This window comes from Fastidiosibacter lacustris, from assembly GCF_003428155.1.
Lineage (GTDB): Bacteria > Pseudomonadota > Gammaproteobacteria > Francisellales > Francisellaceae > Caedibacter > Caedibacter lacustris.
Genome location: NZ_QLIR01000009.1, coordinates 66,262 through 81,041, shown reverse-complemented (window position 1 = coordinate 81,041; position 14,780 = coordinate 66,262). Strand labels below are relative to the sequence as shown.

The following is a 14,780-nucleotide window of genomic DNA, read 5'->3' as shown; positions in this document are numbered from 1 at the left end:
GTTATCAAATTGAGCTAGCTAAAGCAAGCTTATTAAAACTTGCCGACAATGGTAAAAATAATGACAAAAGCGTTACTGACAATTCTGTAAATAGTTAAAATAGGGTATAAGGGGGTAGTTAAGTGTAGAATTAAAGCTTTTATTTTATCTTCATAGTTTTAAAGCGATTAATTTATTGTTCCTATTTGATGTAATATCAAAAAACCATCTTTAGTGTGCTGATTTAGGCTATACAATACACCATTTTTGTTTAGATGCGCGATTGAGTTTTCTTTTGTGTATGAGATTAATTTTATTTGCTTGCTTCTTCGCTGTGGCGCTTGATTTTATTTATGCTAGAATACACGATATTTTGTGATAACCACTTAGTTTTCTTGATATGCAGGAGATAAAAATGAAAGATCAAGGACCACGAAATATAGGACTTGGCTCAATTAAATCCTATTCTTTCCCTATTACGGCGATAAGCTCCATTTTACATCGTATTACAGGTGTGCTAATGGTTGTGTTATTGCCATTTTTATTGTGGGCATTTAGCTTGTCAATGAGATGTGGTGGAGATTTTTACTACGTTCAAAATCTATTGATCCATTCTCCTTGGAGTATTGTGGTATGGATTTTTTTGTCAGCTGTGTCTTACCACGTGATTGCGGGGATCCGTCATTTGATTATGGACCTAGGATTTGGTGAAGAAATGTGCTGTGCAAAAGTAACATCGATTATGGTACTTGTTTTAGGTTCGCTTGTAACAATTTTGTGGGGGATTTGGATATGGCTAATGTAACTTGTTGTACACGTTCAGGTTTAAAGGATTGGTTTTTACAACGTATTAGCGCGATTATTATCATGCTTTATGCAATTTTTATTGTAGTTGTTGTTTTATGCCTTTCAGGTGATGGTTCTTATCATACGTGGATGGCGATTTTCCAGAATACTTGGGTTAAAGTCTTTACATTACTTGCATTTTTAGCGCTGATTGCACATGCCTGGATTGGGATGTGGACAATCTTTACTGACTATGTAAAATGTGCTTGGTTTGCGGGTATTTTGCAAGTTGCAGCGATTGTAGGATATTTTACCTGCTTTATTTGGCTTATCTGTATTTTATTTTAAGGGGCATAAGTAATGAAAATAGCAGTACAACAATTTGATGCAATCGTTGTAGGTGCCGGAGGTGCTGGCATGCAAGCAGCGTTTCAATTATCACAATCTGGATTTAAAACCGCAGCGATATCAAAAGTATTTCCAACAAGATCGCATACGGTATCGGCTCAAGGCGGAATTGCCGCAGCTTTAGGAAACGTTGAATTTGATGATGATTTACCATCTGATGATTGGAAATGGCATACTTATGATACCGTTAAAGGTTCTGACTATATTGGTGATCAAGAAGCTATTGAGTTTATGTGTGAAAATGCGCCACAAGCTATTATCGAGCTTGAGCATATGGGGATGCCATTTTCACGTTTAGAAAATGGCAAGATTTACCAACGTGCCTTTGGTGGAATGTCGCGTAATTATAATGTGGGCAATATTGCAAAAAGAACCTGTGCGGCCTCTGATAGAACAGGGCATGCACTATTGCATACACTTTACCAAGGTAATTTAAAACATGAAACCAAGTTTTTTAATGAATGGTATGCGATTGATCTTGTTAAATCGTCTGAAAATGCGATAGCAGGTGTAATTGCGCTTAATATGGAAAATAGTGAAATTGTATTCTTCCAGTCTAAAGTGACGATTTTGGCAACAGGTGGTGCTGGGCGCATTTATGAATCAAGTACTAATGCTCACATCAATACGGGTGATGGGATTGGGATGGCACTTCGTGCTGGCTTCCCACTACAGGATATGGAGTTTTGGCAATTCCATCCAACGGGTATTGCAGGTGCCGGAGTTTTAGTAACTGAAGGCTGTCGTGGTGAAGGTGGAATTTTACGTAATAAAAATGGTGAGCGTTTTATGGAGCGTTATGCGCCTAATGCCAAGGATCTAGCATCGCGTGATGTAGTATCTCGTGCGTCTCAACAAGAAATTAATGAAGGTCGTGGTTTGAAATTCGCTGGTGTTGATTGCGTTAATTTAGATTTAACACATTTGGATGAAAATGTAATTAAAGAACGCTTGCCAGGCATTCGTGAATTGGCAATGACTTTTGCAGGCGTTGACCCATTAAAAGCACCCATTCCTGTTGTCCCGACTTGCCATTATATGATGGGTGGTATTCCGACCAACAAATATGGTCAGGCAATTACACAAAATAAAAATGGTGAGGATATTGTTATTGAAGGTTTATATGCAGTAGGTGAATGTGCATCTGTATCTGTGCATGGTGCAAACCGTTTGGGTTCAAACTCATTGCTTGATTTGGTTGTGTTTGGTCGAGCTGCTGGTATGCACGCGGAAGGAGTGTTGCGTGCAGGGATGCAGCAACGAGAGGTAACTGATAAAGCAATTGATACAGCGATAGCGCGTTATCAACGTTGGGAAAACAATAAAGGTGGTGAAAGTGTTGCTACTTTAAGAGCAGAGCTTCAAAAAGCAATGCAAATTGATTTCTCAGTATTCAGAACAGAACATCAAATGCAAGAAGGTTTAGAGCGTTTAAAATCATTGCGTGGGCGTGTACAAAAAGCATCTTTAGTGGATCATTCGCACGTTTTTAATACCGCTCGAATTGAAGCACTTGAACTGGATAATTTAATGGAAACTGCGATGGCAACGGCAGTGCTTGCATTACAGCGTAAAGAATCGCGTGGCGCACACTCGCGTGAAGACTATCCTAAGCGTGACGATGAGAGCTGGTTAAAACATAGCTTATATTTCCTAGAAGGGGATAGATTCTCTACACGTGATGTAAATATGCAGCCATTAAAATTAGACCCATTCCAACCAAAAGTCAGAAGCTACTAAGGAGATATCGGTGAAAGTTCAGTTTAAAGTTTATCGCTATAATCCTGAAGTGGATAAAAAACCTTACTATCAAGATTATACCGTTACAGTCGAAAATGAAGGTACAAAAGTTTTAACTGCTATTGAGCTGATTAAGCAGCAAGATCCAACGTTAGCGGTGCGTCGTTCTTGTCGTGAAGGCGTTTGTGGTTCAGATGGCATGAGTATTAATGGTAAAAACCGATTGGCTTGTATTACCTCAATTGGTGAATTAAGTCAGCCAATTAAGTTGCAGCCCTTACCTGGCTTACCTGTTATTCGTGACTTGATCGTTAATATGGATCAATTTTATAAGAACTATGAGAAGGTCAAACCTTATTTAATTCCAGTTGAAGGGGATAATCCTGTTAAAGAACGCTTACAGTCACCAGAAGATCGAGCTAAACTCGATGGACTATATGAGTGTATCTTATGTGCTTGTTGTACAACTTCTTGCCCATCTTTTTGGTGGAACCCTGATAAATTTATTGGACCATCTGGATTGTTACAGGCTTATCGTTTTGTGATTGATTCACGAGATGGTGCAACGAAAGAGCGCTTAGAAGCATTGCAAGATCCATTTAGTGTCTTTAGGTGTCGTACGATTATGAATTGTGTGAGTGTTTGTCCTAAAGGCTTAAATCCAACAAAAGCTATCGGTAAACTTAGATCAATGATGTTGAAAAATAGTTTATAAATTTAGTTGAGCGCTGAAATGAAGTAAGTGCTTTTTTATTTTGGTCAAAGAAGGTTAAGAGTAAAACTATGAGTGAAACACAAGACTCAATGTCTTTATGGTTGGAAAGTTCACAACTTTCAGGTAGTAGCAGTGCTTATCTAGATGCAATTTATGAAGACTATTTAAAAGATCCTAATTTAGTTGATAGCAGTTGGCGTCAATATTTTGATGGTATACGCAATAATCAACATGATGTATCGCATGCGCAGATTAGAGAAGATTTTATTGCGTTGAGCAAAAATCCATTTCGGTTTGCTGTTTCAACGCCACAAGGCATAATTGTCGACTCTAGCAATTATCCAGATGGTGGGGATAAAATTTCAGCCGTCATGGATTTGGTTTATATGTATCGTAGTGTTGGTCATAAGATTGCTAATCTTGATCCACTTGGCATTAAGTTACCTGAGGTTACACCAGAGCTTGACCTTGAATTTCATGGCTTAAATAAAGAGAATTTAAACGAAAGTTTTAACGTTGGGATTTTTTCTGATTATAAACCGATGTTGTTAAAAGACATTATCGCTAAACTTAAGCAAGTTTATGCCGATAGCGTTGGTTATGAATTTATGCACTTAAGCAACATGGCGGAAAAGATGTGGTTTCGTCAGCGGGTAGAAAAGGTAGCGCCAAATTTATCTAAAGAACGTAAAGAATGGCTTTTAGAGCGTTTAACAGCTGCTGAAGGATTAGAAAAATATCTTGGCATGAAATATGTTGGTCAAAAGCGCTTCTCACTTGAAGGTGGAGAGTCGATGATTCCTGCATTAAATGAGATTATCAATAAGGCAGGTGAGGCGAGTGTGGAAGAGGTAGGTATGGGAATGGCGCATCGTGGGCGCTTGAATGTACTTGTCAATATCATGGGTAAATCACCCGAAAATTTATTTAAAGAGTTTGAAGGTGAGCAAGATAAAAAATTCTTGTCAGGGGATGTAAAATATCACTTAGGCTTTGCTTCGTGGCATAAGACACCAAAAGAAACTGTGCGTTTAGCACTTGCCTTTAACCCATCACATTTAGAGACGGTTGATCCTGTTGTAGAAGGTGCTGTTAGAGCGAAACAAGATTGTTTTGAGCATGGTGAAGCACCTAGCAAAGTAGTTCCCATTTTAATTCATGGCGACTCTGCTTTCTGTGGTCAAGGAGTGATAATGGAAACTTTTTCTTTGTCACAAACAAGGTACTATGGAACCGGAGGTACTATTCATATTGTGATCAACAACCAAGTTGGTTTTACAACAGATAAAAAAGAAGATAATAGAAGTAGTTTATATTGTACTGATATTGCAAAAATGGTCGAAGCACCTGTGTTGCATGTTAATGCTGATGATCCTGAAGCAGTTGTTCGTGTAGCAGGGCTTGCTATGGATTATCGTATGATGTTTAACAAAGATATTGTGATTGATTTAGTGTGCTATCGTCGTCATGGTCACAATGAAGCCGATGAGCCGTCCGGTACGCAGCCAAAGATGTATAGTATCATTAAAAAGTTACCAACAACTCGTGCTATCTATGCTGAAAAGTTAGAAAAAGAAGGTGTAGTTTCTCAAGAACAAGCCGATGTAATGGCAAAAGCCTATAGAGATAAATTGCAAAATAAACAAGTTGTTGCCGATGTCATTACGACTCAACAACAACGCAGTACTAAGTGTATTGTAAATTGGCGTCCTTATCTTAATCAAAAATGGGATCAAAGGGTGGATACGCGTTTTGATAAGGAGAAGTTGATTGAATTGGCGAATAAACTCAATCATTTACCAGAAGGCTTAATCTTGCAGCCACAAGTAAAAAAGACAATTGAGGATCGAGTCAAAATGGCTGCTGGTGAAAGCACAGCAAATTGGGGATTCGCTGAAAATCTTGCCTATGCCACGTTGTTGGTAGAGGGTTATAGTATACGCTTATCAGGTGAGGATTGTGGACGTGGTACTTTCTCACATCGCCATGCTGTATTACATAACTATGATTATAATAATGTCAATTTACCTGATTACATACCGTTGCAGCACATTAACCCTGAAGTACAGTGTCATATTATTGATTCAGTACTATCTGAGTATGCGGTACTTGGTTTTGATTATGGCTATAGTTGTTCAGCACCAGAAAGTTTGGTAATTTGGGAAGCACAATTTGGTGATTTTGCCAATACGGCTCAGGTGGTGATTGATCAATTTATTGCGGCAGCAGAAGAAAAATGGGGTATTTTATCAGGACTTGTCATGTTATTACCACATGGTCAAGAAGGTCAAGGTGCGGAGCACTCATCTGCTAGACTAGAGCGTTTTTTACAGCTTTGTGCAAATGATAATATGCAAATTTGTGTGCCAACAACGCCTGCACAACTTTTTCATATGTTGCGTAGACAAATGCTAAGAGCTTATCGAAAACCACTTATTGTGATGTCACCTAAGAGTTTATTGCGCCATCCGCTTGTCTTTTCAAGTCTGGAAGATTTGGCAGATGGACATTTTTATAATGTGATTCATGAAACCGATGACATCAAAGCAGAAAAAATAACACGTGTGATTTTATGTTCTGGCAAAGTATATTATGATTTGTTATCTAAGCGTCGTGAAAAAGCGATTGAAGACATTGCTATTATTCGTATAGAACAACTTTACCCTTTCCCACAGCAAGATTTAGAGGCAGTGCTTGCTGCATATCAGCATGTTAGTGATATTGTTTGGGTACAAGAAGAGCCTGAAAATCAAGGTGCATGGTGGATGATTCAACATGAATTAAGAAGAGTGTTGGTCAAGGGGCAGAGCTTAAATTATGTTGGCAGAAAAGCAGCAGCAGCGCCTGCTGTTGGTTATCCAGCTTTGTTTCATATACAGCAGGATAAGCTGATTGGCAAAGCATTAAAACTTGATGAAAACAATAGTGCATAAGACAAGATTTTTATTTATAGATTTAGTAAAAAAGATAAAAGGGTAGAAAAAATGGCAGATATAAAAGTTCCTGTTTTTCCGGAGTCAATAGCAGAAGGTACTGTAGCAACTTGGCATAAAAAGCCAGGTGATCGTGTTGAAGAAGGTGATGTATTAGCTGAAATTGAAACCGATAAAGTCGTTATGGAAGTGCCAGCGATGAATGCAGGTATCATGGGGCAAGTGAAGAAGGGTGAAGGTGATAATGTTGTTTCTGAAGAAATCATTGGCACTATTTCCGAAAATGAAACACAACAAATGTCAACAGTAAAAGAACCTTCAATTGCAAAAGGAAATACAGCTTCAGCAGCAAGTACTCAACTGAAAGGTACTACTGAAATTATTCATGCTCCCACTTTTCCAGAATCAATAGCAGAAGGTACTGTAGCAACTTGGCATAAAAAGCCAGGTGATCGTGTTGAAGAAGGTGAAACAATTGTTGAAATTGAAACGGATAAAGTAATGATGGAAGTCCCTGCTTCTGCATCAGGTGTGTTAACTAAAAGGTTAAAAGCAGAGGGTGATGCAGTATTAAGTGCTGAAGCAGTTGCAGAGATTACAGCAGGTAGCGTTTCATCGAATGTAAGTTCTGCTTTAGTGGTAGATCAACAATCTGCTAACGTACAGCAAACCAACGATAATTTATCGCCCTCAGTACGCCGTGCGGTTAAGGTAAATGATGTTGATTTGGCAAATGTACAAGGTAGTGGTAAAAATGGTCGTATTACCAAGCAAGACGTAATCAATGTACCAGTATCAAAACCATTACAAGCTTCTATATCTTCTTTACCTTCAATTGAATTTACATCTGATCGACCTGATAAACGTGTACGGATGACTCGTCTTCGTCAAACGATTGCTAAACGTTTGGTTGATGTGCAGCATAGTAATGCAATTTTAACGACGTTTAATGAAGTAGATATGAAACCAGTGATGGATTTAAGGTCACAATACAAGGATTTGTTTCTAAAAACACATGATGCCAAGCTTGGATTTATGTCATTTTTCTTGAAAGCAGCAACGGAAGCTTTAAAGCGTTTTCCTGAGGTTAATGCTTCTATTGATGGCAGTGATATCGTTTACCATGGTTATTTTGATATTGGTGTCGCTGTCGGTTCAGAGCGCGGCTTGGTTGTTCCTGTTATTCGCAATACCAATCAGAAGTCTTTTGCTAAGATTGAAACCGAAATTGTTGAAAAAGCGATTAAAGCACGTGATGGTAAGCTTTCGTTAGAAGAAATGCAAGGAGGAACTTTCACTATTACCAATGGTGGCACCTATGGTTCAATGCTATCGACGCCAATTATCAATGCGCCACAAAGTGCGATTTTAGGTATGCATAATATTGTTGAGCGACCAGTTGTTATCAATGGTGAAATCGTTATCCGTCCTATTATGTATTTAGCACTTTCCTATGACCATAGGATTATTGATGGTAGTGTATCTGTTAAATTCTTAAAAACAATCAAAGAGTTGATCGAAGATCCAGCAAGGATGTTACTAGAAATCTAATTATTCACATTTAATGGAGCCTAGTATTAATTTTTCGATTGCGTCATCTACCAATCTATATCAAACTTACGCTTAAATGCGATTTCTAATCTAGCAAATTCCCCATACTATAAATGTGGGTTCATTTAAGTTTAACGTAGTATTTAATCAAAAGAACGATTTTACGGTAAGTTCTAAGAATGGTTCGCTAGAAAGTCATTGATCATCATGATACTATTAGTAACAATTTTTATTTGTAATAAATTCCTGATTCATGAGTGTGCAAATTTTACAATCGTTGATCCAATCTGTGCCAAACTTTCCAAAACCTGGGATTTTGTTTCGTGATATTACTCCCTTATTAGCTGATCCGAAAGGGTTACGTTTAACTGCTAAGCTTATGGCTGACCGTATAGAAAATTTACCTCATAGACCTACGCTAATTGCGGGACCTGAAAGCCGAGGCTTTATCTTTGGAGTGGGGTTAGCAAAGTATCTATCGATTGGTTTTATACCTATTCGTAAACAAGGTAAGTTGCCAAGAGCAGTGTATAAGTGTCAATATGAGCTTGAATATGGCTTTGACACACTTGAAGTGCATCAAGATGCTTTTAATAAAGAGGATCAAGTGTTACTAGTTGATGATTTATTGGCAACAGGAGGTACGGCTTCTGCTTGTGTTGAGTTGGTGAACAAAGCAGGTGCAAATGTTTTAGGTTCTATATTTGTTATTGAGCTATTGGGTTTAAATGGGCGAGCTAAAATGCCTAAAGATATTGCAGTTGAGTCACTTATTCAGTATGACTAATGAAATTAATGTTCACTTTAATATTTCTTATTATCAAAAATCACTCCTTACCTGGTATCAAAAATATGGTCGTCATAACCTTCCCTGGCAAGGAGATTTTAGCCCTTATCACGTTTGGTTATCTGAAATTATGCTTCAGCAAACCCAAGTTAAAACAGTTATTCCTTATTTTTTAAAATTTATTGAGGTTTTTCCCGATATTATAACACTTGCTAATGAGCAACAAGATAAGGTTATGCAGTATTGGGCAGGACTTGGTTACTATGCCAGAGCAAGGAATTTGCATAAGGCTGCACAAATCATGCGTGATTTCCATCAAGGGAAGCTACCACACGATGTAGATACATTAATGGCATTACCAGGGATTGGTCGTTCAACGGCACATGCGATATTATCAATCGCTTTTAGCAAGCCCACTCCAATTCTAGATGGAAACGTTAAGCGCGTGTTTGCAAGGCTATTTCAACTTGGCGTACATCCAAATGACAAAAGTATGGAAAGGTATTTATGGCAATTGGCAAATAAACTCATGCCAATAGAAAATACTCAAGCTTATACGCAAGTGCAAATGGATTTTGGTGCTGCACTTTGTACTAGAACAAGACCAAAATGTATTCAATGCCCATTAAATGATATGTGCCTGGCTTACAATAACCAAGTTGTTAAGAATTATCCTGTTAAAAAGCCACAAAAAGTAAAACCTGTAAGGTCTAAGCGTTTTTATTTGTATTGTTATCAAGATGAGTTGTTACTCATTAAAAAACCAAATAAAGGGATATGGGGAGGACTTTATGTATTGCCCGATGAAGATTTATATTTGGGAGAATATACCCATATGCTATGCCAAGATCAAAGGCATATCTTTACCCATTTTGAATTAAATTATGATATTAAAGTTCATGCGGTAAATGAAAAGACTTGTATAAATCATCAGGGCATTTGGGTGCATAAAAACGCAATTAAGCAGTATGCGCTACCGGCACCATTGGCAAGACATTTAATTATTTCTGATCAAAAGGGATATGATGAATGCTAAGAAAGTTTTGTAACAGCTTTAAACCGTATTCGGTCAGATATGCTTCAGGGTGGTATTGAATGCCATAAATTGGGTAAGACTTATGACAAAACGCCATAAGCTCATGATCTTGACTATAAGCAATGCCTTTGAGTGTGTGTGGTAAACTATTATGTGCAACGATAAGGGAATGATAGCGTGTAACCAATATTTTATTAGGTAGATTTCTATAGAGTTCATCGTTATCATGCGTAATTTCAGAGCATTGCCCGTGCATAATTTGTTTGGCGTGAATGACTTTAGCGCCAAAGTATTGAGCAAGAAGTTGATGCCCCAAACATACACCTAACAAAGGTATTTTCAAATTGATTGCTTCACGGATAATTGGGTATAAATGTAACAATTCATTAGGGTGACCAGGTCCTGGTCCAATCACAATGTATTTAAATGAGTTGATTTTAAATTTGGATGAAACTTCGTCTGTTTTGATATGCCTAATTTCTTGTCTAAGACGTTTAAAATAGTCCATTAGGATGTGTGAAAACGAATCGTAGTGATCAATAAACAATAACATATTAAACCTTACTTTTTGTGAGTATTAAGTAATATTGGTAGTTTGGTTTGCGCTAAAGTTACCGGTATTTTGCCGCGTATATCGTTAATTAAATAAATGGCCGTTGCTGTTGTTAGCTCATCTGGCGTTATGGATCGCTCAATAACACCATTATTAATAATCTTAGAGCGTGCGATACCAGGTAGTAAACCATCACTAAGCGATGGTGTAAAAAGTGTATGATTGATCTCAACAATAATGTTGTAAAAGCGAGCTTCTGTGATGTGACCTTTTTCATTTATGTAAATGAGCTCAGCAGCTTCTGCCCCATTTAAATATTTATTGTGCATAGTTTCATAAAAACCACGCGTACTTTTATCAGTGGTTTTATGTAACCATAATGGATGAGAGGATTCAATTTTTTCAGGGCAAATATAGATTGTTATAGCCGTGTTTTCGGTAGGTATGGTAATAGTTTGATGGCTAATTTTATAACCACCTTTATAATCTACTTCTACTCTTATCTTATAGGTTTTATTATTTTGATTTTTTAAATATTGTAAGGCATAGTTTAAAAGGTCAGATTCAATATCCATTGGGTTGAGGGTAAAGTGTAAGCACTGTGCTGAATATATAAGCCTTTGTAAATGTAAGTCTAAAGAAGTAAAGCCTTTTCTATCATACAACAGGGTTTCAATTAAGTTAAAGCTAGGTTGATAGCAGCGTTTTAAAAAGGTAAGTTTTGTAAGCATTTCTTGCCACTCGTCATCACAAGTAGATTGAATAGTAAAGCCACCACCTACGCCACATTCAAAGAGGTTATTTGGTTTTTGGCTTAAAGTACGAATCGCAACGTTAAAACACATATCATTATTTGGTAGGATATAACCAATACAACCAGTGTAAAGATTGCGAGCAGGTTCTAAATTTTTGATGAATTCCATTGTACGCTTTTTAGGAGCCCCAGTAATAGAGCCGCAAGGAAATAAGTTTTTCAGGATGTGAGAAAATGAAGTTTCAGGTGCAAGTTTTGCGGATAAGGTAGAGGTCATTTGATAAACGCTTTTATAAGTTTCAATATCAAAGGCATCAATGACCTCGATACTTCCTGTTTCACAAAAACGAGCTAAATCATTGCGAAGCAAATCAATAATGATTAAATTCTCTGCTTTATTTTTAGAGTCATTTTTTAAGAATGTATAGGAATTTTGATCTAACACGGGATCATCAAAACGAGCAGATGTGCCTTTCATTGGCTTAACTGTTATGAGGTTAGCTGTTTTTTTAAAAAATAATTCAGGTGAAAAAGATAAAACAGTCACAGGTGAAAAAGGTAAAAAAGCACTATATTGAACGGGTTGTTGTGCCTTTAATTGTTGATAAAGTTCAAAAACAGAAAGAGGACTTCTAAGCTGTACACGTTTGGTATAATTAATCTGATAACTTTCACCATCTAAGAGCGCTTTTTGAATGACTGCAAAGTCTTTCATGTATTGCTTATAAGATAAACAATCGTGAATCATATCAATTGCAGGAAATACTGAATATGTACTTTGCTTTTGAGATGATTGAAGTTGGCAATTTTTAAAAGCTACAAAATGTATTAAAGTGGTACAAAATGAAGCATCTTGGTCTTGCATAGATGTAAAGTCAGAATTGAGGTAGTAAGCTGCCTCATAACTGACATACCCAACAAGATATAAGCCTTGCTGCTGTAGGGACTCTAATTGATCCAATGCACTTTTGATGTTTATAGGGGTAATACATGAGATTTCATCAACGGGGCTGTCAAAGTAGAAGCTTGGCTTGCTTGAATCAAGTGTATTTTCAAGGCAGGCAAATTTTGGTAGTTGTTTCATTATTGATGTCTCGTACAAGGCGATAGCGATCGATTTTTCCGGTGATATTGATAGGTAGTTGTGAATAGTAAAAGAGTTTATCAATATGCTTGTATTGTGCAAGGTATTGGCTTAGAAATTGATTGACTTGTTCTAGCGTTAATATGGTATTTTCTTTTAAAACCAGGCAAGCGCAGATAAGCTCCCCCCAAATAGCGTTTTTCTGACCCACAACAGCGGCCTGCTTGATTTGAGGTATTTGATAGAGATAATGTTCTAACTCAAGTGGTGCAATATTCGAGCCGCCTTTGATAATAATATCTTTTATTCGACCAAGAAAATAAAGGTTATGTTCATTATCTACATAGCCATAATCTCCCGTGGGGAGCCATACTCCTTGATGAGAGATAGGCTGTATTGGTGTTTGAATATAAATCTCTCCAATTGGGAAAGGTGTATTTTTAAGCTCTAAAGGGTAAGCTTGCTGAGATTTAAGTGATTGAATTTTTATTTTTACGTCATCAAAAAGTTTAATTTTATTATGTTCATTCGTCTTGCTAATGTTTTGAGCATAACCATAGACTTCAGTCATTCCTAAGCCATTTAATAAAGGTTGATCAAATGTGTCTTTTACCAGTTGAAAGAGCATTGGATTGGGTTGATCGCCTGCAACGCTAAGGTGTCTTAAATGGTGATTGGTTAAGCTTTTCTGTTTGACTTGTTGACATAGTTGGTAATACATTGTAGGTAGTAGCGCTAAAGCCGATACTTCATAGTGTTTGATGTAGTGAAGTGCGGTTTTCGCATTAAAGCTTGGTGCCAAAATCATACTGTTACCAAGTGCTATATTTGGTAATAGTTGATAAGAAAAAGCATATGCGTGGTTAAATGATAGGTGTACCAGTGACAAATCACCTTTTTTAAGCCCATAATCAAATTGGCGTTGGTAGGCATAAGCTAAGATTTGTGAGGTGTAATGACCATGAAAATTATAATGTCCTCCTGTGCCTGAGCTTATGTGATAGGTAATACCTTCTTTTTTGTGTTGGATTGGGTTTACTGCTCTTTTTGTAGTTGGAGTGCCAGTAATTGTGTTTAAAAAATTCATTGGTGCATCAACGACATAGAGTTTAATACGTTCAGTTTGGCAATATGCGGTCAGGACATCTGAGTTTTGTTGCGATTCAATGATTAGTAAATTTGGTTTAGCACGTTTAACTAGTCCAAGAAGTTCATTTGAAATAAAGCGAGGATTAACTGGGAAGCATTCAATTGCATTTAACCAAGAAGCCAAAAATAATCCAACTGAAAAAGGTGAATTGCTAATTGAAAACATAAGCCTATGGCAGTTTTGTTGTATTAGCCAATTACTTATTTTAAGTGCATTATCATGCAGCATTTGATAGCGATAAGCTTCATTATTGTAGATAAAGGCATAGTGGTTTCCAATACGTTGTAAGTAGTCAAAAAAATGCTCAATACACTGTATTTCAGACTGTTCTAACATATACTCTTCCCAAAAGGGTATGGTTGGCGCTATTTTAAGTGAAAGTATAGGTAGTGACAATGTTACTTAATAATATTTATGACTATTTTGCTTTTCGTAACAGATCTCTTACGAATCATGTTTAAGTCTGTCTAATAAGTTATGCATAGCTAAATGAGATACGAGATATTTATATATTCAAAATTAGAATTGTTGTATCTAGGCAAAGAAAATTGCAAAAAAGCATAGCTTAGGTATAATCGTTGGTCTAGTAATATAAATGCCTGATGTTTTACATTGGGCGTTTTTATTTTGCTTTTCGTAATATACCATTTGCAAACCACTCCCTATGAAAGTCCGCTTTCATTTGCAATAACGACCAACTTTTGTGGTCATGGAAGTGTAAAGTGTATACTGGCAAGATGAGAAAGTTTAAAAATAGGTTGTGATAGATATTAAGTAGCGTTATGACAATTAAAATTAAGTATAAGGAAGCGTAATGTCTAAAAGAATTCCAATGACAGTAAATGGCGAAGCCGCTTTGAAACTTGAACTACAAAATTTAAAAGGTGTGCAAAGGCCAAATGTAATTGCAGCAATTGCTGAGGCACGTGAGCATGGTGATTTGAAAGAAAATGCCGAGTACCATGCTGCACGGGAACAACAAAGCTTTATTGAGGGGCGAATTCAAGAATTAGAAGCTAAGCTCAGTAATGCCCAAGTGATTGATGTTTTGAAGATGAATAATACAGGTAAAGTGATATTTGGTGCTACGGTAACCTTATTAAATCTTGAAAATGATGTAGAAACCACTTATCAAATTGTTGGCGAAGACGAAGCAGACATCAGACAAAATAAAATTTCCTTTAGTTCGCCACTTGCCAGGGCACTTATTGGTAAGGTAGAAGGTGATGAGGCAAACGTGACAACTCCAGCTGGCATGGTTGAGTACGAAATCCTTGCTGTTGAGTACCGCTAATCGTCAAAGC

12 protein-coding genes are annotated in these 14,780 nt (G+C 37.0%); 9 read left to right on the top strand and 3 right to left on the bottom strand.

Features of this window, described 5'->3' with window-relative positions:
- The first annotated feature begins 394 nt into the window (after positions 1-394).
- From sdhC to mutY, 8 genes are all read left to right on the top strand, one after another.
- Positions 395-784, top strand: coding sequence for a succinate dehydrogenase, cytochrome b556 subunit (gene sdhC / locus DNJ77_RS05860; RefSeq protein WP_116964061.1), 390 nt, complete (start codon positions 395-397; stop codon positions 782-784).
- Positions 772-1,113: a succinate dehydrogenase, hydrophobic membrane anchor protein gene (gene sdhD / locus DNJ77_RS05855; protein ID WP_116964060.1), complete on the top strand. Its 342-nt coding sequence runs from the start codon at positions 772-774 to the stop codon at positions 1,111-1,113. Before sdhC ends, sdhD begins: the two co-directional genes overlap by 13 nt.
- Before the next feature lie 12 nt (positions 1,114-1,125).
- Positions 1,126-2,913 carry a succinate dehydrogenase flavoprotein subunit gene (gene sdhA / locus DNJ77_RS05850; RefSeq protein ID WP_116964059.1) on the top strand — a complete coding sequence of 596 codons (1,788 nt, stop codon included), beginning with the start codon at positions 1,126-1,128 and terminating at the stop codon, positions 2,911-2,913.
- A gap of 10 nt (positions 2,914-2,923) precedes the next feature.
- Positions 2,924-3,628 carry a succinate dehydrogenase iron-sulfur subunit gene (locus DNJ77_RS05845; protein ID WP_116964058.1) on the top strand — a complete coding sequence of 235 codons (705 nt, stop codon included), beginning with the start codon at positions 2,924-2,926 and terminating at the stop codon, positions 3,626-3,628.
- 68 nt (positions 3,629-3,696) lie between these two features.
- The gene (locus DNJ77_RS05840; protein WP_116964057.1) at positions 3,697-6,561 is read left to right on the top strand and encodes a 2-oxoglutarate dehydrogenase E1 component; all 2,865 of its coding nucleotides are present in this window, start codon (positions 3,697-3,699) and stop codon (positions 6,559-6,561) included.
- A 51-nt stretch (positions 6,562-6,612) separates the two neighbouring features.
- Positions 6,613-8,112, top strand: coding sequence for a 2-oxoglutarate dehydrogenase complex dihydrolipoyllysine-residue succinyltransferase (gene odhB / locus DNJ77_RS05835; protein WP_116964056.1), 1,500 nt, complete (start codon positions 6,613-6,615; stop codon positions 8,110-8,112).
- Between the two features lie 253 nt (positions 8,113-8,365).
- Positions 8,366-8,899, top strand: a complete 534-nt coding sequence (locus tag DNJ77_RS05830; RefSeq protein ID WP_116964055.1) for an adenine phosphoribosyltransferase — start codon at positions 8,366-8,368, stop codon at positions 8,897-8,899.
- On the top strand, positions 8,892-9,935 hold the full coding sequence (gene mutY, locus DNJ77_RS05825; protein WP_157966614.1) for an A/G-specific adenine glycosylase: 1,044 nt from the start codon (positions 8,892-8,894) through the stop codon (positions 9,933-9,935). Before DNJ77_RS05830 ends, mutY begins: the two co-directional genes overlap by 8 nt.
- On the opposite strand, the gene DNJ77_RS05820 is transcribed toward mutY, so the two are convergent.
- From DNJ77_RS05820 to DNJ77_RS05810, 3 genes are read right to left on the bottom strand one after another with little or no spacing between them, the layout of a single operon-like run.
- Complete coding sequence (locus DNJ77_RS05820; RefSeq protein WP_116964053.1) at positions 9,901-10,488, bottom strand: anthranilate synthase component II; 588 nt, start codon at positions 10,486-10,488, stop codon at positions 9,901-9,903. The two genes, mutY and DNJ77_RS05820, sit on opposite strands and share 35 nt — an antisense overlap.
- A gap of 8 nt (positions 10,489-10,496) precedes the next feature.
- Positions 10,497-12,326: a bifunctional chorismate-binding protein/class IV aminotransferase gene (locus DNJ77_RS05815; RefSeq protein WP_116964052.1), complete on the bottom strand. Its 1,830-nt coding sequence runs from the start codon at positions 12,324-12,326 to the stop codon at positions 10,497-10,499.
- Positions 12,295-13,812 carry a class I adenylate-forming enzyme family protein gene (locus DNJ77_RS05810; protein ID WP_116964051.1) on the bottom strand — a complete coding sequence of 506 codons (1,518 nt, stop codon included), beginning with the start codon at positions 13,810-13,812 and terminating at the stop codon, positions 12,295-12,297. The genes DNJ77_RS05815 and DNJ77_RS05810 overlap by 32 nt, the downstream gene beginning before the upstream one ends.
- Before the next feature lie 478 nt (positions 13,813-14,290).
- On the opposite strand from DNJ77_RS05810, the gene greA reads away from it, so the two are divergent.
- The gene (gene greA, locus DNJ77_RS05805; protein WP_116964050.1) at positions 14,291-14,770 is read left to right on the top strand and encodes a transcription elongation factor GreA; all 480 of its coding nucleotides are present in this window, start codon (positions 14,291-14,293) and stop codon (positions 14,768-14,770) included.
- Positions 14,771-14,780 lie beyond the last annotated feature (10 nt).

Bases quoted from the DNA above. Each gene is read 5' to 3' on its own strand.
- sdhA (WP_116964059.1), top strand. From the start codon at position 1,126: ATGAAAATAGCAGTACAACAATTTGATGCAATCGTTGTAGGTGCCGGA.
- sdhC (WP_116964061.1), top strand. From the start codon at position 395: ATGAAAGATCAAGGACCACGAAATATAGGACTTGGCTCAATTAAATCC.
- odhB (WP_116964056.1), top strand. From the start codon at position 6,613: ATGGCAGATATAAAAGTTCCTGTTTTTCCGGAGTCAATAGCAGAAGGT.
- sdhD (WP_116964060.1), top strand. From the start codon at position 772: ATGGCTAATGTAACTTGTTGTACACGTTCAGGTTTAAAGGATTGGTTT.
- DNJ77_RS05830 (WP_116964055.1), top strand. From the start codon at position 8,366: ATGAGTGTGCAAATTTTACAATCGTTGATCCAATCTGTGCCAAACTTT.
- DNJ77_RS05820 (WP_116964053.1), bottom strand. From the start codon at position 10,488: ATGTTATTGTTTATTGATCACTACGATTCGTTTTCACACATCCTAATG.
- DNJ77_RS05810 (WP_116964051.1), bottom strand. From the start codon at position 13,812: ATGTTAGAACAGTCTGAAATACAGTGTATTGAGCATTTTTTTGACTAC.
- greA (WP_116964050.1), top strand. From the start codon at position 14,291: ATGTCTAAAAGAATTCCAATGACAGTAAATGGCGAAGCCGCTTTGAAA.
- DNJ77_RS05840 (WP_116964057.1), top strand. From the start codon at position 3,697: ATGAGTGAAACACAAGACTCAATGTCTTTATGGTTGGAAAGTTCACAA.
- DNJ77_RS05815 (WP_116964052.1), bottom strand. From the start codon at position 12,326: ATGAAACAACTACCAAAATTTGCCTGCCTTGAAAATACACTTGATTCA.
- mutY (WP_157966614.1), top strand. From the start codon at position 8,892: ATGACTAATGAAATTAATGTTCACTTTAATATTTCTTATTATCAAAAA.